Source organism: Brevibacterium sp. (assembly GCF_031179145.1).
Taxonomy (GTDB): Bacteria; Actinomycetota; Actinomycetes; order Actinomycetales; family Brevibacteriaceae; genus Brevibacterium.
Genome location: NZ_JAPSIB010000001.1, coordinates 249,995 through 269,068, shown reverse-complemented (window position 1 = coordinate 269,068; position 19,074 = coordinate 249,995). Strand labels below are relative to the sequence as shown.

The window sequence follows — 19,074 nt, the reverse complement described above, 5'->3', positions numbered from 1 at the left end:
GAATGGGGCACTTGCCCCATGCGCCAGGGCGGTCATTGCGTCATGCTCGAAATCACCAGTTTCCTCACAGCAAGGTTCTCGGGAAGGGGATCCGATGTCCAAGTTCATGGATGTCCACAGCGGCATGACAGGAATCACCACTGAAATGCTGGCGCAGGCTCACAGCGCCGACCTGGCAATCCAAGACGAGGAGGGAGTGAGCTTCGAGCGCGCCTGGGCCGACCCCGTCAGCGGCACAGTGTTCTGCCTGTCCGAGGCACCGACGGCCGAAGCGGTGCAGCGGATCCACGAAAGGACCGGGCACCCCGCGGACAACGTCTACGAGGTGCCCATCAACGTGTGATCGGAGAGACCCTGACGCGGGGACGGCCTCATTGAGCGCCGGCATCGACGCGGCCGCGCCGCGCCGGCGGTGAGGCCGCCCCGGGTCAGAGTCCTGTTCGGCGTCGTGCCGAACATCGAGGGCAAAGAAAAAGAAGTGGTGTGCCTCGGACGGGCGCGTGCCATACTTTCAGCATGCAGCGGCAGACCGATGGGCGGGGCGCGGGCGCACGCAGGGCTGAGGTGCTGGCCGCGCTCTCGATCGCCATTGACCTCGGACTGGGGCTGCCGATGGAGCACATGCTGAGGTCGTCGCTGCTGGCGGCCATCCTGGCCGAGGAGCTCGACCTCACCGAGGAGCAGCGGACCACGATCTACTACACGAACCTGGTGCTGTGGATCGGCTGCCATGCGGACTCGCACGAGTTCAGCCGCTGGTTCGGCGATGATCTGGCCATGCGCAGGGACAGCTATCAGCTCGACTGGTCCGGTCCGGCGTACATGAAATACCTCCTGAGACGCACCGGTTCCAATGATCCGCTGCCCCGGCGAACGCAGAAGCGGCTCTCCCTGCTGCTCGCCCCTCAGGCGCGGATGGCAGCCCTGATCCACTCGCACTGCCTCTCAGCGGGCCTGATGACCGAGCGCATCGGTTTGGAACGGGCAGTCGGCGAGGCCGTCGAGTGCGCGTTCGAACGCTGGGACGGCAACGGCCTGCCCGCGGCACGGAGCCGCGATGAGATTCCGCTCGCGACGCGTGTGGTCCAACTGGCGGAGACGTGCGAGGTGCACCTGCGCATGTACGGCGTGTCCGGCGCCCTTGCCATGACCAGGGAGCGCAGCGGCAGGCAGTTCGACCCTTCGCTGGTGGAGGCGTTGTCCCGGTGCCGGGATCGGATCGACGCACTCCCCGACCAGGATGTCTGGGCGACGGCGCTCGATCTGGCGCCCGACGGCGACGTGGTGCTGCACGGCGGAGAACTCGATTCGCTGCTCGGGGCCATCGGCGACTTCGCCGATCTCAAATGCCCCTTCACCGCGGGGCACTCACGAACGGTGGCCGAGACGGCTGCCGCCGCGGCAGTGCACGTGGGTCTCACGGGAGAGGACGTGGACCTGGTTCGACAGGCGGCTCTGGTGCACGATCTCGGACGCATGGGCGTGCCCAACTCGGTGTGGGAGAAGCAGGGCCCGCTCACCGAGTCGGACCGGGAGCGGATCCGGCTCTACCCCTACCTGACCGGGCGCATCCTCAACCGGGTCCGCGGGCTGGAGACTGTGGCCGCCGTCGCCGGCAACCACCGGGAACGCCTCGACGGGTCGGGCTACCCCCGGGGCATCGGCGGCTCGGCCCTGCCGATGACGCAGCGCATCCTGGCCGCTGCGGACAGCTACCGGGAATCCCTTGAGCACCGACCCCATCGCCCTGCGCTGGCGACGGAGCAGGCAGCCGCCCGGCTCCGCTCCGAAGTCCGTGCGGGCCGGCTCGACGCCACGGCCGTCGACGCCGTCCTGGCCGTCTCCGGACACCAGCAGGGCCGCCGCTCCCCCGGGCCCGCCGGTCTCACCGCTCGTGAGGTGGAGGTCCTTGGCCTCTTCGCGCGCGGCTTCACGAGCACCGAGATCGCACGGCGCCTGGTCATCAGCGCCAAGACCGTGCGGAACCACCTCGAGCACATCTACCTCAAGGCGGGGGTGAGCAACCGCACGGGCGCTGCCCTGTTCGCTCTTCAGCACGGCATCGCCGGCAGCGCGGAAGATGGGGCAGCTGCCCCATGATCGGGGGCTCCCGAACGCCTAACGTTGCGTTCAACGAAGGAGCCGACATGAAAACCAAGACAGTCATCAGCCTCAGCACCGGACTCGAGGACGCCGAGAAGGTCACCGTGGCCTTCCTCGTCGCCGTCGGATCCGCCGAGACGGAGCGCCCCACCCTGATGTTCCTCACCAAGGAGGCGGTGCGCCTGGTCATCGGCGGCGTCGCCAGGGGCACGGCATGCGCAGGGTGCCCTCCCCTGGAAGACCTGGTCCGCAGGTACGTCGACGCCGGCGGACGCTTCATGGTCTGCCCAATCTGCTTCGACGCCAAGCACTTGGACAAGGACGACCTCCTCGCCGCCGCGGAACTCGGCGGCACGATACCGATGTGGGGGTGGATCGGTGATGAGCCGGCCAACACGTTCAGTTACTGACACGCCTGCTGACACTCCTGTTGACACGTCGCTCGGTGGGCGGATGGCGCATACATCACCGACATCATCCTGGGCACAGATGCGGCTCGTGTGCAGCGGATTCCGTCCCGTCTAGCCTCGCCCGCAGAACCCACGGTGCGGCTGTGTCGACGGAGGGCACTTCGCCGGCCGAGTCGGCCAAGGCAGACAGTGCCCGGCGCGGCGATTCTCAGAGGTGGCCGCGCGGTGCCACGAGGGTGCCGAGCTCCTCACGCACCCACCACTGCCCGGTCTCGCGCTTCTCCGCCTTCGTCGCGAAGCGGTAGTCGAAGACCCGGACCCGGATCAGGGCGGGCGCCCGGCCGTCGAAGGGATCGACCCGGAGCAGACGCCGCACTCCCGGGTCACCGGCGAGGATCTTCCGCAGCAGACGGAGGAACCACTCGTCTCCACAGTCCCCCAGTGCCAGGAACCACATCATCCAGTCGAGTCGGAGGTGGTAGGGGGCGAACTGCCGTGGCCTCCGCGAGACGTCGCCCGGCTTGCCCTTGAACTCGAAGGCGTGCCAGTCCGCCTCCTCCGGGTCCGGACTCAGAGTGCCTTCGATGATCACCTCGCGGCGCTCCTGGCTCATCGAGCCGAATGCCCCATAGGCGTTGACGAGATGCCAGCGGTTGTAGCTGGCGTTCATCAGCTGGTGCGCGGAGAAGAGGTTGAGCAGCGGACGCCGGCTGAGGACGGCGAGGACCACGAACACCCCAGCGGTGAGGATCAGCCACCACAGAGGTGAGGCGCCGGAGACCGCGACACTGCCATCAGCAGCAGAGGCGCCAGCGCCCACCGCGTTCCCGCCGGTCGCCTCGCCCCAGTGCTCCCAGCCCCAGCTCGGGAACGGGCCGCCGCCGACCCAGCGGAGGAAGGAGTCGCTGATGCCGGAGAAGGCGAGGATGATGGTCAGCCAGTTCAGCCAGGCATAGTTGCCGGTGATGACCAGCGCCAACTGAGAGCCGATGATCAGGCAGGCGGCACAGGAGGCGATCGGCTGCGGGAGGAAGAGCAGCCACGGCATCACCAACTGGATGATGTGACTGCCCAACGTCTCCGACTTGTGCCACCACTCGGGTTTCTGATGCGCCCAGCGGCTGAGGGGATTGGGCATGGGCTGAGTCTGATGGTGGTAGTTCATCGCCGTCAGGTCGCGCCAGGACTGATCGCCGCGCATCTTGATCATCCCCGCCCCGAACTCGAGGCGGAACATCAGCCAGCGCAGGAACAGCAGGATGAGGAGTGGCGGAGCGACCTCGTGCGAACCGAGGAAGCCGACGATGAACCCGGATTCGAGGAGCATCGATTCCCAGCCGAAACCGTAGAAGCGCTGCCCGATGCTCACGATCGACAGGTAGAGGCCCCACATCGCGAGGAACACCGGGATCGGCGTCCATGCCGGTCCCAGCTGCACCACCCCTGCCACCACCGAGGCGGCCAGGACCATCCCGACCACGCACACCACGCGCAGCAGGCGGTCGCTGTAGGGGGTGCGCCGCCAGCGGAAGAGACTCGGTGACCAACGGCCGCTGGTCCGACGGATGAAGACCGGTGCGGGCAGGAGACCGCGCTCGCCGAGCAGGGCGGGGAACTGACAGAAGGAGGACAGGAATGCCAGGAGGAACACGGCCGCGACCCCGCGCATGATGACCTCGCGCGCGATCGTGTAGTCATGCGCGTCGAGGAGCAGCAGCCAATCAGCCCAGTCCATCACGTCCCTCGCATCCACCCCGGGTTTTTCCTCGGGCCGGTGGCGGCCCGTCGATCCGGGGTGCTTCTCAGTGCAGGTCCTGCCAGTTGAGCACAGCCAACAGGGGTCCGGCAAGAGCCTCGCTGACGCTGGTCGAAGGCATAGGCTGAGCAGATGACCGACTCCCCTGCCCCTGCACCCGACCGCCACCGCGACACTGCCCCCGGCAGCGCTGACCATTCACCCGACCATCGGACTGCGACGCGGGACTCCTACGATGCGATCGCGGAGGAGTACACCGCCTGGATCGCGAACGAACTCGCCGCGAAGCCCTATGATCGCGCCGTGCTCGGGGCGTTCTCCGAACTCGTGCTCGCCACCGGCAGCGCGGAGACGCTCGAACTCGGCTGCGGACCCGGCCGGATCACCGCTTTCCTCGCCGCACTGGGTCTCGAGGCCAGCGGGCTCGACCTCTCGCCGGCGATGATCGCCCAGGCGAAGCAGCATCATCCTGGCATCGACTTCACCGTCGGGACGATGACCTGTCTGCCCCGGGACAGCGACAGCCTCGCGGGGGTGGTGGCGTGGTACTCGATCATCCACGTCCCGGACGAGGATCTCGACGCCGTCTTCGCCGAGGTGGCCCGGGTGCTCCGGCCGGGCGGCCACTTCCAGCTCGCCTTCCAGCTCCCTTCCGAACCGACCCATCCTGCAGAGCCGACCGATCCCACCGAAGCGGATGGCCTTGCCGCCGGCCACCAGGTGGAGCACTTCACCGAGCTGGCGGGAATCGATGTCGATCTCAGCTTCCACCGGCGAACGCTCGGCTCGGTCGCCTCCCGCCTCCGGGCCCACGGATTCGCCCCGGTCGCTCGCGTCGAGCGGGAACCCGACCAGCACGGGCAGTACCCCGAGAGCACACCTCAGGGCTACCTGCTCATGCGTAGGCTACTCGCGCCGAAGTGAGACAATGACACCCATATGAACATCGACATCGTCTTCCACACTCCCGAGATCCCGGGCAACACCGGCAACGCCATCCGCCTGGCCGCGGTCACCGGAGCCCACCTCCACCTCGTCGAACCCCTCGGGTTCGACCTCTCCGACGCGAAGCTGCGGCGGGCGGGTCTCGACTACCATGACCTGGCCAATGTCACCGTGCACGCGTCGATCACGGACCTTTGGGACCACCTCGGCGATCGCCGGGTGATCGCGTTCAGCACGCACGCGGAGACGTCCTTCGCCGAGGTGGACTACCGTGACGGCGATGTCCTCCTGTTCGGTCAGGAGTCGACGGGGCTGCCCGAGACGGTCATCGCCGATGAGCACGTGCGATTGAGCGTGAGGATCCCGATGCTGCCGTCGAGGCGCTCGCTCAATCTCGCCAACTCGGCGTCCATCGCCCTCTATGAGGCGTGGCGTCAGCACGGCTATGCGGGCGCGTGAGCCGCACGCGTAGACTCTTCGTCGTCAGATCATTGTGAAAGGACCCTCATGACCGCCAAAGTGCTCACCATCGCCGGCTCCGACGTCTCCGGCGGAGCCGGGCTCGAAGCCGACCTCAAGATGTTCGAGGAATACGGCGCGTTCGGCACCGCCGTCGTCACCTGCATCGTCACCTTCGATCCGGCCGCGGACTACGGCCACGTGCTCGAGTTCATCGACCCCGAGGTCGTCAACCGGCAGCTGGAATCGGCACTGTCCGTGCATGAGTTCCAGGCGATCAAGTCGGGGATGCTCGGATCCGTGGACTCGGCGCTCGTGCTCGCCCGCGAGCTGCGGACCAACGAACTGCCCTATGTCTTCGACCCGGTCCTCGTCTGCAAGGGCGCGGGCACGATGGTCGATCTCAAGGACCTGTTCGTCGAGAACCTCGTGCCCCTGGCCACCGTTATCACCCCGAACCTCGAGGAGGCCGCGACCCTGGCCGGTCTCGATCCCATCGACTCCGTTCAGGGCATGATCGAGGCCGCGAGGATCATCCACGCCCAGGGCGCCCAGAACGTCGTCGTCAAGGGTGGTGCACGACTGGCCGGTGAGGACGCCATCGACGTCCTCTACGACGGTGAGACCGCGACGATCCTGCGCTCGCGCAAGGTCCACGAGAAGCTCGTCAACGGCGCCGGCTGCTCCTTCGCCAGTTCGATCGCCGCCGGCATCGCGACCGGGATGAGCATCCGCGAAGCGGTCATCGCCGCCAAGGAGCAGGTCGCCCACGGCATCGCCGGCTGCCTCGACAACGCCACCGGAGTCGCGTCCCTGTTCCACCCCGCCGCCCGCACGACGCCCTCCTCCGAGGTGGTCGTCACCGTCGACGAACCGCTGACGGTCGAGGGCTGACCTCCCGACGCTGCCGGCCTCGGTCCGTCTGGGCATCGTCAGCAGGGACGAGAACTGCCCCGCACTCCAAGAGTGCGGGGCAGTTTCCGTTGAGAACGTGCGCGCGGCCGGACGCCGCGGCGGGATCAGCGCTTGCCGAAGCCCTTGTAGCGGTCCTTGAACTTCTCGACACGACCGGCCGAGTCGAGGATGCGCTGCTTTCCAGTGTAGAACGGGTGCGAGGCGCTCGAGATCTCGACGTCGATCACGGGGTAGGTGTTGCCGTCTTCCCATTCGATCGTCTTGTCGCTCTTCGCGGTCGAGCGCGTGAGGAACTTGGTTCCGGACGCGAGGTCGTTGAACACGATCGGCGCGTATTCCGGGTGGATGTCCTTTTTCATATGCTTACCTTTGCTGAATCCAATCAGGCGCCTGGTATGGGTCGACCCATCCGCCAGTGCCCGAATTCGTCTGCTGGAAACGTTTCGCGCCGTAGGAACCGGACGCGAACCGACAGTCCAGTCTATCCGATGGACGTCGGGGAAGCGATTCGACCCGAAGCTCTTAGACTGTGGTCATGAACACTAAGGAGAGACTCTCGACCCAGTTCACGCTCCACCCCGCGGCCGAGGCTCCCGAGCTCCTGGCCCAGCCGACCGCCGAAGCGCTTCCCACCGTTGATGGGGCGGTCGACGTCTTCGCGATCGACCCGGTCATCGCTGACACCGCCGCCCTCCTCGATGCCACCGGTCTCGGACCCGAGACCTCGGCGAACTGCGTGCTCGTCGCCGGTGCCCGTGGAGGTGAGGAGCGGGTGGCGGCCTGCTTGGTGCTCGCCCACACTCGCGCCGACGTCAACAAGCGCGTGAAGAAGCTCCTCGACGTCCGCAAGGCGTCGTTCCTGCCCATGGAGCGGGCTGTCGTGGACTCGGGAATGGAGTATGGCGGAATCGGACCGATCGGACTGCCCACGCATTATCGGGTCCTCATCGACTCCCGCATCGTCGAGGCCGACGACGTCATCATCGGCTCCGGGATCCGCGGTTCGAAGCTCATCCTCGCAGGCCAGGCCCTGGCGTCGCTTCCCGGCGCCGAGGTGATCGACGGACTCGCCCACGAGATCGCCTGAGCTCTGTGCTCAGTCGAGCCCGCCCGCAGTTGAACCCTGCACTCAGCTGAACCCCGCCCTGTCGAGGACGAAGCCGATCATCGGCTGGTAGAGGTAGGGGGCGACATCGTCGTCGAGGGGGACGGTTGCCTCGATCTGACCTTGCGCCTCGGCGACGAACAGGGCGGGATCGTTGCAGTCGGCGTAGCCGTAGGTGCGCAGCCCCCTGCTCGCGGCGGCTCCTGCCCATCCGTGATCGGCGACGACGAGATCAGGGGCGGGTCCTCCTCGGCGATCGAGGTCGTCGAGGAGGGTGTGCATGGGTTCGGCGAGGTGGGTGTGCGGGGTGCCGCCGTGCAGGTGCCAGATCCACACCCGGTTGATCTCACGACAGTCCCCGCCGATGGCCGGGACGGGGATGACGCTGTCCTGGCCGATGATGCGGGCGCCGTTGTCCTCTGCGGCCGCGGCGATCGCCATGTGCACCGGCAGCATGCCGGCCGGGTGCCCGGTCGCGAAGAGGATCGTCCCGCCCGCGCGCGCGACGTCACCGACGGCCGTCGCCAGTGCCTCGAGCGCGTCGAGGCAGCGGTCGGTGGAGATGGTGTCGACACCGTCGGAGTAGTCGGCTTCCGGACGCAGACCGGCACGGTCGACCATGAGCGCGAAGACGGACTGATAGTCCCACTCCCGGGTCAGGTCGACGCCGAAGTCGAACTGCCGCTCCTGGGCGAGGAACCGGTGGATGTGGGCGAGGTTGTTCTCTCGCGGGGTCGCCACCTCCCCCGTGATGCGGGCGCTTTCAAGGGCACGGGCGAGCTGGCTGCGGTCCAATGGTCTCCTCGGTCAGGTGGGGATGTCAGCGTTCTCATCTTCCCATATCCGCCCCGCTGCTGGTCAGGTCACTGCGCCTGCCCTTCCGGTCACTGTCAGTAGCATCTCCCTGGCACTCATCCGGATTTCGTCCGGTCCCGTGCCGAGGGTCAGGTCGACGGCGTCGGCGATGAGGCGGCGACCGTGAGGTCGACTCCGAAGTAGGCGAGGTTCTTCTCACCGGCGTGTTCGAGCACCAGCCGGATCCGTTCGGGTGGAACTGCGGGGAGGCCGAGGGGTTCGGTGATGTCGAGTCCGTGGATGACGTCGTGGCTGAGTGCTCCGGCCGCGCCGCCGCCGGGCGGACGCCAGTCGGTGTGGATGTTGCCAGCAGCTGCGCATCGGTAAGGGCTGCGGTGTCGGCTTTCGCCGCGCGATCGGCATCGAAACGGTCGAGTGCACGATGGGCGCGGATGATCGTCTCCCGGACGGCATCGTCGGTGTCGGCAGCGCCGCCGTTCAGCCCTCAGTCGGGCCTCAGCCTCCGGACGGATCTCTCTGCAGCGCGAAGCAGGTGACCGCCGAGGCGGCGGCGACGTTGAGAGAGTCCACTCCCCCGCTCATCGGGATCATCACCGTCGAATCGCAGGCCGCGATCGTCGCCCGCCCGAGCCCGTCGCCCTCGGTGCCGAGGACGATGGCGCAGCGGTCGGGAGCCGCGGCGGCGAACTCCTGGATCGACACGGAGTCCTCATCGAGGGCCAGTGCCGCGACGTGGAATCCCAGCTCGCGCAGCCGGTCGACACCGACGGGCCACTCGCCGATGCGGGTCCAGGGGACCTGGAACACGGTGCCCATAGACACCCGCACTGAGCGGCGGTAGAGGGGGTCGGCGCACCTGGGGGTGACCAACACAGCGTCGACCCCGAAGGCGGCGGCCGAGCGAAAGATCGCGCCGACGTTCGTATGGTCGACGACATCCTCGATGACGACGAGCCGCCGGGCATCGGCCACCAGCTGCTCGACGGGTGCCGTCACCGGCCGGTGCATGGCCGCCAGCGCGCCGCGGTGGAGGTGGAAGCCGGTCAGCGCCTCGACGGCGGCGTCCGTGCCGATGAAGATGGGCGCATCATTGCCGGCGAGCAGATCGGCGAGATCGAAGAGCCACTTCGGGCTGGTCAGGTAGGACCGCGCACTCAGCCCTGCGGCGTGCGCACGGCGGATGATCTTCGAGGACTCCGCGATGAACAGCCCTTCGGCAGGTTCGCGCACGCTGCGCAGCGCGACGTCGGTCAGGTGCGTGTAGTCCCGCAGGCCGGACAGCTCACCTTGCGAGGGACCGCCGACCGAGGATGGCTGCGTTGCCACCGCCTCGGCGTCGAAGAAGTGCAGTCGATCCGCGGCGATGCCGCGGGCGAGGGCGCCGGCGATCACCTGCTCGCGGGTCATCGGGGCCTTGGCCGGAGTGTTCACCTGCCCCACCGTTCTTCGAGACGCGCTTCGAGTCTCACAGGGTCAGGATCCGCCAGATCGCGACGAGGCCGAGGACGACGATGATGGTGCGCAGCAGGACGGGCGAGAACTTCCGTCCGATCCGTGCGCCGAAGTACCCGCCGACGAGGGAGCCGACGGCCACGCAGATGACGGCGATCCAATTGATCCGGTCATGGCCGACGATGATGTACGTCGTCGCCGAGACCGTGTTGACGACGAGGACGAGCACGTTCTTCAGCCCGTTGAGGCGCTGCAGGTCGTCGGGCAGGATGAGCCCGAGCAGGGCGATGAGGATGATGCCCTGCGCCGCGGCGAAGTAGCCGCCGTAGATCGCGGTGAGGAACACGACGATGAGAGTGAGGATGTAGCGCCCGGTGCCGAGGGGGTCCCCCACCTCGGCGACGGAGGCGCTGGTTCCGTTCTCCTGCGCCCGGCGCAGGGAGCGCTCCTTGAGATAGCGCGACAGCGCGGGCTGTCCGACGACCATGATGAGGGCGACGACGAGGAGAACCGGGACGATCGTCTCGAACGCGTCCTCGGGCAGGTGGAGCAGCAGATAGGCGCCGGTCAGCGACCCGAGGATGGATGCGGGGACGAACCCGAGGATCCTCCGCCACTGGCCGCGCAGCTCCTCCCGGTAGCCCAGCGACGAGGTGATGTTGCCGGGCACGAGGCCGACCGCGTTGCTCATGGTCGCCACCACGGGCGGGACGCCGAAGGCGACGAGCGCGGGGAAGGTGATGAGGGTGCCCGAACCGACGACGGCGTTGATCCCCCCGGCGCCGACGCCGGCGACGACGATCAGCGCAATCTGCCACCACTCCATCACTGCAGATGCGATCTGGCGTGGAAGCGCGCGCCGTCGCGGCTGAGCTTGACGTCGATGTCGAAGGTCTCCGAGAGGTTCTCCGCGGTCAGGGTCTCGTCGAGGGGCCCAGCCGCGACCGGGGCACCGTCCTTGATGAGCAGGGCGTGGGTGATCCCGACCGGGATCTCCTCGACGTGGTGGGTGACCATGATGGTCGCCGGCGCCCACTTCGAGGACAGGATCTCGGTCATCGCGATCAGCAGCTCCTCACGGCCGCCGAGGTCGAGTCCCGAGGCGGGTTCGTCGAGGAGGAGCAGCTCCGGATCGGTCATCAGGGCGCGGGCGATCTGCACGCGCTTGCGCTCACCCTCGGACAGGGTGCCGAAGGTGCGCGTGGCCAGGTGGGTGATGTCGAAGGCTGTGAGCAGGTCCTTGGCCCGGTCGACGTCGGCGTCGTCGTACTCCTCGACCCAGCGGCCGGTGACGCCGTAGGCGGCGGTGAGCACGGTGTCGAGGACCGCTTCGGACATGGGGATCCGGTTCGCCAGCGCCGTCGAGGCGTAGCCGATGCGCGGACGCAGCTCGAAGACGTCGACGCGTCCGAGCCTCTCCTCGAGGATGCCGACCACTCCCGAGGTCGGGTGCATCCGTCCGGCGGCCAGTTCCAGCAGAGTCGTCTTGCCTGCGCCGTTGGGGCCGAGGACGACCCAGTGCTGACCTTCTGAGACGGTCAGGGAGAAGTCTCGGAGGAGGAAATTCTCTCCTCGGCGCACGGACACGGACTCCAAAGTCAGGACATCGCTCATGTCTCCACACTCTATCCCAGGCGCACCGCGCTCTACACCGCAGGCACGCGGGTCTATCCTGGTTCGAATGGACTCCACTCTCGACTCGTTCCTGCTCACCCTGGCGCTCAATCACCGCCTGCGTGCGACGATGGCCCCCGACGAGGTGTCCGCGGCCTTCCTCGACGACGGACGTGATGTTCCCCTCATCGTCTCGGACGAGGTCTTCGGCACTCATGCGCCCACCGGGCTGCTGCTCTTCGCGGCCGAGATCGCCGGCCAGGGCGTCACCCATGCGCGGCTGTCCCTGCACCACCCCTCCCTGCCGCACACGACTCCCCCAGTGACGAAGGCCGACCGGCTGCGGGTGGGCCGGCACACGGCACCGGTGGTCCTCCACCGCGGTGAGCAGCAGGTCGCAGTCGTCCTCCTCGGCGCCGAGGAGAACGTCGAGGTGATCGCCTGCGCGGACACGGTCTTCCGCCCGGTCACGGTCGGCACCCCCGCCGAGGCGCTGCGCCGCCTGCGTCTGCTCGTGATGGAAGGTCTGGGCATCGTCGAGACCACCCGCGTGCCCGAGGCATGGCGCACGGGCCCGTGGCGGGACTGGCAGGAGGAACTGAGCACCAGCCATCCGATTTCGAAGCTCATCCCCCGCAGCGCCGACGGGCGGGCGATCTACGCAGCCCTGGACATCCACGACCGGATGCGCAGCGTGCTGGCTCCCGCGACCGTGGCCCCGCCCGAGTTCGGCGCTCTGCTGGCCCGGCTGCACCCCGCCGCCGCGGACTACATCACGGCAGTGGCTACGATGAAGGAGTGAATGAGAAGAGAGCACAGCTGCTGGTCATGGACGTCGACTCGACCTTCATCAATGAGGAGGTCATCGACCTCATCGCCTTCCACGCCCAGGTCGGCCCCCAGGTCGCGGAGATCACGGAGAGGGCGATGGCCGGCGAGATCGACTTCGCGGCGTCATTGGCCGAACGGGTCGCACTGCTGCGGGGCCTGCCGGTGTCCGTGCTCGACTCCGTCCGGTCGCAGATCACCCTGACCACGGGCGCCCAGGACCTCGTCGAGGCGGTGATGGCCGGGGGCGGTCATGTGGCTCTGGTCTCGGGCGGCTTCACCGAAGTCATCGCCCCCTTGGCCACGGAGGTCGGGATCACCGAGGTCTTCGCCAACAGCTTCGAGATCGCAGACGGCCGACTCACCGGTCGGACCCGGGGCCGGGTCATCGATCCGAGTGCGAAGGCGCAGATCTTCGCCGAGCTCGTGCGCACCTATGACTGCGATCCTTCCCTGACTGTGGCGGTCGGGGATGGAGCCAATGACATCGGGATGATCGAGGCCGCCGGCCTGGGAGTCGCGTTCTGCGCGAAGCCGGCGCTGGCGCAGGCTGCCGACGCCGTCATCGTCGAACGCGACCTGCGCCAGGTCCTGCAGTTGCTCTGAGCCAAGGCAGGTTCCCCTGCCGACTCAGACGCCGTGGAAGTACCTCAGCTCCGGCTCGGGGTACTGCCCGGGTTCGACGTCCCAGCTCTCGAGTGTGAACACCGCCAGCGAGGACGGCCGGAACGACTGCGGAACTCCGAAGTCGGGGCACAGGTGGCCGATCACCTCGGCGACGGTCGGCTGATGGCCGACGATGTAGGCGCAGTTCGCCTCGGCCGGGATCGAGCGGATCACATCGATCCAGTCCTCGACTCCTGCGCGGTAGAGGGATTCGTCGAGCCGCAGCTCGAGCCCCCTCGCGGACGGGGAGTCGTCGGGGGCGTTGACCGCCTCGACGACGGCCTGCCCGGTCTGCATGGTGCGCCGCGCCGCCGAGGCGATGGCCACATCGGGTGACCAGCGCTCGGCGATCTCGGCTCCGGCTTCGATCGCCTGGGCCAGGCCCTTGGCGTTCAACGACCGCTCATAGTCGGTGGGACCGTCGTCTTCCGCCGTGGCATGGCGGGCGAGGATGAGCACAGGCATCGTGGGAGCCGACTCAGGCGCCGGTCGAGTGGAATCCGCCGTCGACGTGGACCATCTCACCGGTCGTGGCGGGGAACCAGTCCGAGAGCAGCGCCACGATCGCCTTGCCCGCCGGGGTCGTGTCCTTCTGGTCCCAACCCAGCGGCGCGCGCTCGCCCCACATGTCCTCGAGCGTCCCGAAGCCGGGGATCGAGGTGGCGGCGGTGGTCTTGAGAGGACCGGCCGAGACGAGGTTGACGCGCACACCGTCGTCGCCGACGTACTTCGCGAGGTAGCGAGCGGTCGATTCGAACGCGGCCTTCGCCACGCCCATCCAGTCGTAGACGGGCCAGGAGATCGTCGCGTCGAAGGTCAGGCCGACGACGCCGGAGCCCGGGTTGAGGACGGGCTTGGCGGCGACGGTGATGGCCTTGAGCGAGTAGGCGGAGACGTGGATCGCCGCGGAGACCGACTCCCAGGGGGTGTCGAGGAACACGCCGCCGAGGGCGTCCTTGGGGGCGAAGGCGATGGCGTGGACGATGCCGTCGATGTTGCTCTCGAGACGCTCGGGCAGGGCGGCGAGGTCATCCTCGTTGGTCGCGTCGAGTTCGATCACGCGCGGGGTGACGGGCAGGCGCTCGGCGATGATCTGGGTGATCTTCATCTGCCGGCCGAAGCTGGAGAGGATGACTTCAGCACCCTGCTCCTGGGCGATGCGGGCGGCCGCGAAGGCGATGGAGGCCTCGGTCAGCACTCCGGTGACGAGGATGCGCTTTCCCTCAAGAATTCCCATGGTGGTCCTTTCTCATGATGCTTATGCAGAGCCGACGTCCGTGCGGAGACTCAACGGCTCTTGGTCGAGTGATGCTGGTGCTCAGTGTCCCATGCCGAGGCCGCCGTCGACGGGGATGACGGCTCCGGAGATGTAGGCGGCCTCGTCGGAGGCGATCCAGCGCACGACCTGGGCGACCTCGGTGGCTTCGGCGAAGCGCTTGGCCGGGATCGTCGACAGGTAGTCTGATCGCTGCTTCTCGCTGAGCTCGTCGGTCATGTCGGTGCGGATGAACCCGGGGGCGACGACGTTGGCGGTGATGCCGCGGGAGCCGAGCTCACGGGTGACCGACCGTGCCAGGCCGACGAGTCCGGCCTTCGAGGACGAGTAGTTGGCCTGACCGGGGACGCCGTAGAGCCCGGAGACGGACGAGATGAGGACGATTCGGCCCTTCTTGGCTCGGATCATGCCGGTGATGGCGCGCTTGACGGTGCGGAAGGCACCGGTGAGGTTGGTGTCGACGACGGCTTCGAACTCGTCGTCGCTCATGCGCATGAGAAGGTTGTCCCGGGTGATGCCGGCGTTGGCCACGACCACCTCGACGGGGCCGAGCTGCTCCTCGACCTGGCTGAAGGCCTGGTCGAGGGATGCGGTATCGGTGACATCGGCGGCCACCGCCAATGCTCCTTCGGGGGCATCTCCGTTGCGGGAGGTGACGGCCACCTTGTCGCCGAGGGCGAGGAACTCCTCGGCGATGGTGCGACCGATCCCGCGGTTGCCCCCGGTGACGAGGACTACGCGTGGTTCAGACACAGAACTCTCCTGTTGATTCGACGAATACAGACCAAACCTATCGTGTTTGCCCACCGCGTCGATACGACTCTCACAAAGCAAGAGTATGATTTTGTACCAGCCATCGATCGAAGAAGGATATGTCCAAGCACCCCAAGCAGATCACGACGGCCGAGGCCGCCCTTGACGACGATATGCGGTCGCGGATCATCAAGTACTCGATCACCATGGGGATCCGGACAGCCTGCTTCGTCGCCGCGTACTTCGCCTTCGATGCCTCCGCCACGGTCCTGATGTGGATCTTCGTCGCGGGTGCCGTCCTCCTCCCCTATCCCGCGGTGATCTTCGCCAACGCGGGACGGGAGCGCAGCCGCAACGACGCCTCCGCGCTCATCGACGAGGCCCCGCGGCTCGAGCTGCCCCCGGCGCGAGGAGCGACGATCCCCTCGGACCTCGCCGACGAGACGACCGAGAGCACAGGCGGGTCCGAGACCACCATCATCCCCGGGGACGTCGTCGACGACGATTCCGCAGCGGCGGACGAACACACGTCCCCGGATCCCACATCCCCACCGGAGCCCGCGCCCGGCTCCGGATCCGATCCCGACAGGGAGTGAGAGTTGAACGCTGACCTCAGATGCTCGGCCAAGGGCTGCCGAGCCGATGCCTCACGTGCCATCCTGTGGAACAACCCGCGCCTGCACACCCCGGTGCGGCGCAAGGTGTGGCTGGCCTGTGACGAACATCTCGACCATCTGCGCGAATTCCTCCGCCTGCGCGGCTTCTACCTCTCCGACGTCTCGGTCGACGAGATCCCGGAGGACGCAGGATGAGCGGCCGCTACTCATTCCTGCTCAGCGGCCGCTGGCTCAAGTACATCGCCATGACGATCGTCGTCGTCATCGCCTGCGTGTGCCTGGCCCTGTGGCAGAAGGATCGCCGAACCCAGCGAATGGACGAGATCAACACGATCGAGGCCAACTACTCCGCGCAGCCCGCCGCCATCGATGAGCTCCTCGGCTCCACCTCGGCGCGGCTGAGTCCTGATGACGAATGGCGGCCGGTGACGCTGACCGGCGAGTACCTGGCCGAGGACACGGTGCTGGCGCGCAACCGGACCGTCAACGATCAGACCGGGTTCTACGTCGTCGTCCCGTTCCGGCTGGAATCGGGAGACACGATCGCGCTGGTGCGCGGGTGGATTCCCGACGCCGAGGCAGTGCCCCCGGCCCCGAAGGGTGAGCAGACGGTCACAGCCCGCCTCCGCCCTGCGCAGGACGGGTCAGAGGACACAAACCCCAAGGGGATGATCAAGGCGATCGATCCCGCGAGGATCCCCGGCATGGACAATTCCTACGCCCACGCCTACGGGGAGGTCGCGGCCACCGGCACGCGTGCCGACGGCACCGACGGCCAGGGGCTCACCGCCCTGCCCGAACCCGACCGCAACCCCGGCAACCATCTGTCCTACATGCTGCAGTGGTTCGCGTTCGGGGTGATGATCATCATCGCCGTGGCGATCTCGGCGCGGCGGGAGCGCAGAGCCGCCGCCGAGGCGGGTCAGGGACCGGCTGTTGACGTCGAATACGTCGTCGTCGACAAGGCGGCCCTGGCAGCGGGTGCGAAGATCGCTCCCGGCAGCCGCTACGGTCGCCACCGGCTCGGCCCTGCGGTCGTGCGCGGGCAGGACGAAGCCGACGAGGACGCGCTGCTCGAGGACCGCTTCAGGTAGACCCTGCTCAGGTCAGGGTGACGAGATCGAGGTAGGAGTCGTTCCACAGATCCTCGTCGCCGTCGGGCAGCAGGAGCACCCGGTCCGGGTCGAGAGCGGCCACCGCTCCTTCGTCGTGGGTGACGAGGACGATCGCACCTTCGTAGCGGCGGATCGCGGCGAGGATCTCCTCCCGCGAAGCCGGATCGAGGTTGTTCGTCGGCTCGTCGAGGAGGAGCACATTGGCGCTCGAGACGACGAGGGTGGCCAGGGCCAGACGCGTCTTCTCCCCACCGGAGAGCACACCTGTGGGTTTGTGAACGTCGTCTCCGGAGAACAGGAACGAACCGAGCACGGTCCGCACGGCGGTGTCGTCGAGGTGCGGCGAGGAGCTGCGCATGTTCTCCAGCACACTGCGGTCGAGGTCGAGGGTCTCGTGCTCCTGCGCATAGTAGCCGAGCTTGAGCCCGTGACCGGGGACGACCTTCCCGGAGTCGGGTTCGTCGAGGCCGCCGAGCAGTCGCAGCAGCGTCGTCTTCCCGGCGCCGTTGAAGCCGAGGATGACCACTCGTGAGCCCTTGTCGATCGCGAGGTCGACGCCGGTGAAGACCTCGGTCGAGCCGTAGCTGCGCGAGAGACCCTCGGCCGTCAGCGGCACGCGTCCGCAGTCGGCCGGCGCCGGGAAGCGCAGATTGGCCACCTTGTCGGCGCTGCGTTCGTCCTCGAGCCCGGCCATCATCCGCTCGGCCCGCTTGACCATCTGCTGGGCGGCCACGGTCTTCGTCGCCTTCGCCATCATCTTGTTCGCCTGCGCGGTCAGGGCCGAGGCCTTCTTCTCCGCATTCGCGCGTTCGCGGCGGCGACGACGCTCGTCGTCCTCGCGCTGCTTGAGGTAGAGCCGGTAGCCCATCGAGTAGATGTCGATGGTCTGCCGGGTCGCGTCGAGGAAGAACACCTTGTTGACGACCTCGTCGATGAGGTCGAGGTCGTGGCTGATGACGATGAGCCCGCCCGAGTAGGCCTTGAGGTAGTCGCGCAGCCACAGCACCGATTCGGCGTCGAGATGGTTGGTCGGCTCGTCGAGGATCATCGTGTCCGGAGCCGAGAACAGGATCCGGGCGAGCTCCACGCGCCGACGCTGACCGCCGGACAGCGTGCCGATTTCCTGGCTGACGAGGTCCTCGTCGAGGCCGAGGTTGGCCGCGATCGCGTACGCCTCGGACTCCGCCGAATAGCCGCCGGCGGCCATGAACTCGGCCTCGATGCGGGGGTACTTCTCGATCGCCTTGGCGGCGACCTTCTCATCCGGTGACGCCATCTGCCGCTCGGCCTTGCGCAACCGGCGGACGAGCACGTCGAGGTCGCGGGCGCCGAGGATGCGCTCCTTGCCCGTGGACGTGAGGTCGCCGCTGCGCGGGTCCTGCGGCAGGTAGCCGACGGTCCCGGAGACCGAGACGCTGCCCTGCGCGGCCGGGTGACCGCCCATGATCACCTTCGTCAGGGTGGTCTTGCCGGCTCCGTTGCGGCCGACGAGACCGACCCGGTCCCCCTTGTCGACGCGGAAGGACACATCGGACATCAGCGTGCGGGCGCCGACGACGACTTCGAGCCCTGAGGCCTGAATCATTGATTCTCCAAACTGCGGCCGATGAGTTCGGCCAGATATTCCTGTGGGTGGACGTCGGCGGCGTGGGCCCGGGCGACGAGTTCGTCGGCGATATTCGTGGGCACGCGGCAGGACACCACTGTGGTTGCGGGTGGTTCGGGGGCTGTCGTCTCGGGGGCTGTCGTCTCGGGAACGGCTCTTGACTCGGGAACTCGCCCGGCGACGAATCCGGGGCCCGCGGGGACCGCGGTCCCGTTCTGATAGGCGGTGGCGGCGGCGCGGGCGCGTTTGTCGGCGGCCTCGTTCATCGTGTGGTCGCTGTGGCCCTTGACCCATTCGAACTCGACGCTGCGCCCGGTCAGCGCCTCGTCGAGCTCGGCCAGCAGGTCCCTGTTGAGGACCTCCTTGCCGTCGGCCTTCTTCCAGCCGCGACGCTTCCAGCCCGGCATCCATTTCGTCAGGGCGTTGATGACGTACTGCGAATCGCAGTAGATCTTGAGATCGTCGTCGACGTCGGCGGTGGAGACGAGCAGGTCGAGGACGGCCATCAGCTCGCCGCGGTTGTTCGTCGATTCCGGCCAGCCGCCGGCGTGCCAGCAGTCATCGTCGATGTACCAGGCCCAGCCCGCGGGTCCGGGGTTGCCGAGGGCAGAACCGTCTGCGGCGGCAATGATCGTCAA

General features: G+C 67.7%; 23 protein-coding genes. 12 read left to right on the top strand and 11 right to left on the bottom strand.

Annotated features, from left to right (window positions below; genetic code table 11):
- Positions 1 to 94 precede the first annotated feature (94 nt).
- The 3 genes from RIT73_RS01215 (at position 95) to RIT73_RS01205 (ending at position 2,513) form a co-directional block, all read left to right on the top strand.
- The gene (locus RIT73_RS01215; RefSeq protein WP_309130224.1) at positions 95 to 343 is read left to right on the top strand and encodes an SCO4226 family nickel-binding protein; all 249 of its coding nucleotides are present in this window, start codon (positions 95 to 97) and stop codon (positions 341 to 343) included.
- Between the two features lie 173 nt (positions 344 to 516).
- Positions 517 to 2,100: an HD domain-containing phosphohydrolase gene (locus RIT73_RS01210; RefSeq protein WP_309130223.1), complete on the top strand. Its 1,584-nt coding sequence runs from the start codon at positions 517 to 519 to the stop codon at positions 2,098 to 2,100.
- A gap of 47 nt (positions 2,101 to 2,147) precedes the next feature.
- Positions 2,148 to 2,513, top strand: coding sequence for a DsrE family protein (locus RIT73_RS01205; protein ID WP_309130222.1), 366 nt, complete (start codon positions 2,148 to 2,150; stop codon positions 2,511 to 2,513).
- A 208-nt stretch (positions 2,514 to 2,721) separates the two neighbouring features.
- On the opposite strand, the gene RIT73_RS01200 is transcribed toward RIT73_RS01205, so the two are convergent.
- On the bottom strand, positions 2,722 to 4,248 hold the full coding sequence (locus RIT73_RS01200; protein ID WP_309130221.1) for a lipase maturation factor family protein: 1,527 nt from the start codon (positions 4,246 to 4,248) through the stop codon (positions 2,722 to 2,724).
- 153 nt (positions 4,249 to 4,401) lie between these two features.
- Here RIT73_RS01200 and RIT73_RS01195 point away from each other — a divergent pair, with 153 nt between their 5' ends.
- The 3 genes from RIT73_RS01195 to RIT73_RS01185 are packed head-to-tail and all read left to right on the top strand — an operon-like array spanning position 4,402 to position 6,567.
- On the top strand, positions 4,402 to 5,193 hold the full coding sequence (locus tag RIT73_RS01195; RefSeq protein ID WP_309130220.1) for a class I SAM-dependent methyltransferase: 792 nt from the start codon (positions 4,402 to 4,404) through the stop codon (positions 5,191 to 5,193).
- 15 nt (positions 5,194 to 5,208) lie between these two features.
- A complete protein-coding gene (locus tag RIT73_RS01190) occupies positions 5,209 to 5,673 on the top strand; it encodes a tRNA (cytidine(34)-2'-O)-methyltransferase (RefSeq protein WP_309130219.1) in 465 nt (154 codons plus the stop codon).
- A 48-nt stretch (positions 5,674 to 5,721) separates the two neighbouring features.
- Positions 5,722 to 6,567 carry a PfkB family carbohydrate kinase gene (locus RIT73_RS01185; protein ID WP_309130218.1) on the top strand — a complete coding sequence of 282 codons (846 nt, stop codon included), beginning with the start codon at positions 5,722 to 5,724 and terminating at the stop codon, positions 6,565 to 6,567.
- 125 nt (positions 6,568 to 6,692) lie between these two features.
- Here the strand turns inward: RIT73_RS01185 and RIT73_RS01180 are convergent, their stop codons facing one another.
- On the bottom strand, positions 6,693 to 6,947 hold the full coding sequence (locus RIT73_RS01180; RefSeq protein ID WP_009375892.1) for a type B 50S ribosomal protein L31: 255 nt from the start codon (positions 6,945 to 6,947) through the stop codon (positions 6,693 to 6,695).
- 176 nt (positions 6,948 to 7,123) lie between these two features.
- Here RIT73_RS01180 and RIT73_RS01175 point away from each other — a divergent pair, with 176 nt between their 5' ends.
- Complete coding sequence (locus RIT73_RS01175) at positions 7,124 to 7,675, top strand: YbaK/EbsC family protein (protein ID WP_309130217.1); 552 nt, start codon at positions 7,124 to 7,126, stop codon at positions 7,673 to 7,675.
- 42 nt (positions 7,676 to 7,717) lie between these two features.
- Here RIT73_RS01175 and RIT73_RS01170 read toward each other — a convergent pair whose 3' ends face one another.
- From RIT73_RS01170 to RIT73_RS01155, 4 genes are all read right to left on the bottom strand, one after another.
- The gene (locus RIT73_RS01170; protein ID WP_309130216.1) at positions 7,718 to 8,488 is read right to left on the bottom strand and encodes a phosphatase; all 771 of its coding nucleotides are present in this window, start codon (positions 8,486 to 8,488) and stop codon (positions 7,718 to 7,720) included.
- Between the two features lie 516 nt (positions 8,489 to 9,004).
- Positions 9,005 to 9,940 carry an RNA methyltransferase gene (locus RIT73_RS01165; protein ID WP_309130215.1) on the bottom strand — a complete coding sequence of 312 codons (936 nt, stop codon included), beginning with the start codon at positions 9,938 to 9,940 and terminating at the stop codon, positions 9,005 to 9,007.
- A gap of 34 nt (positions 9,941 to 9,974) precedes the next feature.
- The gene (locus RIT73_RS01160) at positions 9,975 to 10,787 is read right to left on the bottom strand and encodes a sulfite exporter TauE/SafE family protein (protein ID WP_309130214.1); all 813 of its coding nucleotides are present in this window, start codon (positions 10,785 to 10,787) and stop codon (positions 9,975 to 9,977) included.
- A complete protein-coding gene (locus RIT73_RS01155; RefSeq protein WP_309130213.1) occupies positions 10,787 to 11,575 on the bottom strand; it encodes an ABC transporter ATP-binding protein in 789 nt (262 codons plus the stop codon). The genes RIT73_RS01160 and RIT73_RS01155 overlap by 1 nt, the downstream gene beginning before the upstream one ends.
- Positions 11,576 to 11,642: 67 nt before the next feature.
- On the opposite strand from RIT73_RS01155, the gene RIT73_RS01150 reads away from it, so the two are divergent.
- Together RIT73_RS01150 and serB are read left to right on the top strand one after the other, a co-directional pair.
- Positions 11,643 to 12,377: a hypothetical protein gene (locus RIT73_RS01150; RefSeq protein WP_309130212.1), complete on the top strand. Its 735-nt coding sequence runs from the start codon at positions 11,643 to 11,645 to the stop codon at positions 12,375 to 12,377.
- Positions 12,374 to 13,009: a phosphoserine phosphatase SerB gene (serB, locus tag RIT73_RS01145; RefSeq protein WP_309130211.1), complete on the top strand. Its 636-nt coding sequence runs from the start codon at positions 12,374 to 12,376 to the stop codon at positions 13,007 to 13,009. The genes RIT73_RS01150 and serB overlap by 4 nt, the downstream gene beginning before the upstream one ends.
- A gap of 24 nt (positions 13,010 to 13,033) precedes the next feature.
- Here the strand turns inward: serB and RIT73_RS01140 are convergent, their stop codons facing one another.
- The 3 genes from RIT73_RS01140 to fabG all read right to left on the bottom strand — a co-directional run bounded on the left by RIT73_RS01140 (position 13,034) and on the right by fabG (position 15,098).
- Positions 13,034 to 13,534: a histidine phosphatase family protein gene (locus RIT73_RS01140; protein ID WP_309130210.1), complete on the bottom strand. Its 501-nt coding sequence runs from the start codon at positions 13,532 to 13,534 to the stop codon at positions 13,034 to 13,036.
- A 13-nt stretch (positions 13,535 to 13,547) separates the two neighbouring features.
- Positions 13,548 to 14,306 (bottom strand): enoyl-ACP reductase FabI, encoded by a 759-nt coding sequence (gene fabI / locus RIT73_RS01135; RefSeq protein WP_309130209.1) that lies wholly within the window; start codon positions 14,304 to 14,306, stop codon positions 13,548 to 13,550.
- 81 nt (positions 14,307 to 14,387) lie between these two features.
- A complete protein-coding gene (gene fabG, locus RIT73_RS01130) occupies positions 14,388 to 15,098 on the bottom strand; it encodes a 3-oxoacyl-ACP reductase FabG (protein WP_309130208.1) in 711 nt (236 codons plus the stop codon).
- Between the two features lie 119 nt (positions 15,099 to 15,217).
- Between fabG and RIT73_RS01125 the strand changes: the two genes are divergently transcribed.
- Genes RIT73_RS01125 through RIT73_RS01115 form a run of 3 tightly spaced genes read left to right on the top strand, consistent with a single transcriptional unit; the run spans position 15,218 to position 16,809 of the window.
- On the top strand, positions 15,218 to 15,694 hold the full coding sequence (locus RIT73_RS01125; protein WP_309130207.1) for a DUF3099 domain-containing protein: 477 nt from the start codon (positions 15,218 to 15,220) through the stop codon (positions 15,692 to 15,694).
- Positions 15,695 to 15,697: 3 nt separating this feature from the next.
- Positions 15,698 to 15,910 (top strand): hypothetical protein, encoded by a 213-nt coding sequence (locus RIT73_RS01120; RefSeq protein ID WP_309130206.1) that lies wholly within the window; start codon positions 15,698 to 15,700, stop codon positions 15,908 to 15,910.
- A complete protein-coding gene (locus RIT73_RS01115; RefSeq protein WP_309130205.1) occupies positions 15,907 to 16,809 on the top strand; it encodes an SURF1 family protein in 903 nt (300 codons plus the stop codon). The genes RIT73_RS01120 and RIT73_RS01115 overlap by 4 nt, the downstream gene beginning before the upstream one ends.
- 7 nt (positions 16,810 to 16,816) lie before the next feature.
- On the opposite strand, the gene RIT73_RS01110 is transcribed toward RIT73_RS01115, so the two are convergent.
- Together RIT73_RS01110 and RIT73_RS01105 are read right to left on the bottom strand one after the other, a co-directional pair.
- Positions 16,817 to 18,415 (bottom strand): ABC-F family ATP-binding cassette domain-containing protein, encoded by a 1,599-nt coding sequence (locus tag RIT73_RS01110; RefSeq protein ID WP_309130204.1) that lies wholly within the window; start codon positions 18,413 to 18,415, stop codon positions 16,817 to 16,819.
- Positions 18,412 to 19,074: a ribonuclease H gene (locus RIT73_RS01105; protein WP_309130203.1), complete on the bottom strand. Its 663-nt coding sequence runs from the start codon at positions 19,072 to 19,074 to the stop codon at positions 18,412 to 18,414. The genes RIT73_RS01110 and RIT73_RS01105 overlap by 4 nt, the downstream gene beginning before the upstream one ends.

Bases quoted from the DNA above. Each gene is read 5' to 3' on its own strand.
- RIT73_RS01140 (WP_309130210.1), bottom strand. From the start codon at position 13,534: ATGCCTGTGCTCATCCTCGCCCGCCATGCCACGGCGGAAGACGACGGT.
- RIT73_RS01180 (WP_009375892.1), bottom strand. From the start codon at position 6,947: ATGAAAAAGGACATCCACCCGGAATACGCGCCGATCGTGTTCAACGAC.
- RIT73_RS01210 (WP_309130223.1), top strand. From the start codon at position 517: ATGCAGCGGCAGACCGATGGGCGGGGCGCGGGCGCACGCAGGGCTGAG.
- RIT73_RS01155 (WP_309130213.1), bottom strand. From the start codon at position 11,575: ATGAGCGATGTCCTGACTTTGGAGTCCGTGTCCGTGCGCCGAGGAGAG.
- RIT73_RS01110 (WP_309130204.1), bottom strand. From the start codon at position 18,415: ATGATTCAGGCCTCAGGGCTCGAAGTCGTCGTCGGCGCCCGCACGCTG.
- RIT73_RS01205 (WP_309130222.1), top strand. From the start codon at position 2,148: ATGAAAACCAAGACAGTCATCAGCCTCAGCACCGGACTCGAGGACGCC.
- RIT73_RS01195 (WP_309130220.1), top strand. From the start codon at position 4,402: ATGACCGACTCCCCTGCCCCTGCACCCGACCGCCACCGCGACACTGCC.
- RIT73_RS01185 (WP_309130218.1), top strand. From the start codon at position 5,722: ATGACCGCCAAAGTGCTCACCATCGCCGGCTCCGACGTCTCCGGCGGA.
- RIT73_RS01125 (WP_309130207.1), top strand. From the start codon at position 15,218: ATGTCCAAGCACCCCAAGCAGATCACGACGGCCGAGGCCGCCCTTGAC.
- RIT73_RS01175 (WP_309130217.1), top strand. From the start codon at position 7,124: ATGAACACTAAGGAGAGACTCTCGACCCAGTTCACGCTCCACCCCGCG.
- RIT73_RS01200 (WP_309130221.1), bottom strand. From the start codon at position 4,248: ATGGACTGGGCTGATTGGCTGCTGCTCCTCGACGCGCATGACTACACG.
- RIT73_RS01115 (WP_309130205.1), top strand. From the start codon at position 15,907: ATGAGCGGCCGCTACTCATTCCTGCTCAGCGGCCGCTGGCTCAAGTAC.
- RIT73_RS01160 (WP_309130214.1), bottom strand. From the start codon at position 10,787: ATGGAGTGGTGGCAGATTGCGCTGATCGTCGTCGCCGGCGTCGGCGCC.
- fabI (WP_309130209.1), bottom strand. From the start codon at position 14,306: ATGGGAATTCTTGAGGGAAAGCGCATCCTCGTCACCGGAGTGCTGACC.
- RIT73_RS01190 (WP_309130219.1), top strand. From the start codon at position 5,209: ATGAACATCGACATCGTCTTCCACACTCCCGAGATCCCGGGCAACACC.
- RIT73_RS01215 (WP_309130224.1), top strand. From the start codon at position 95: ATGTCCAAGTTCATGGATGTCCACAGCGGCATGACAGGAATCACCACT.
- RIT73_RS01150 (WP_309130212.1), top strand. From the start codon at position 11,643: ATGGACTCCACTCTCGACTCGTTCCTGCTCACCCTGGCGCTCAATCAC.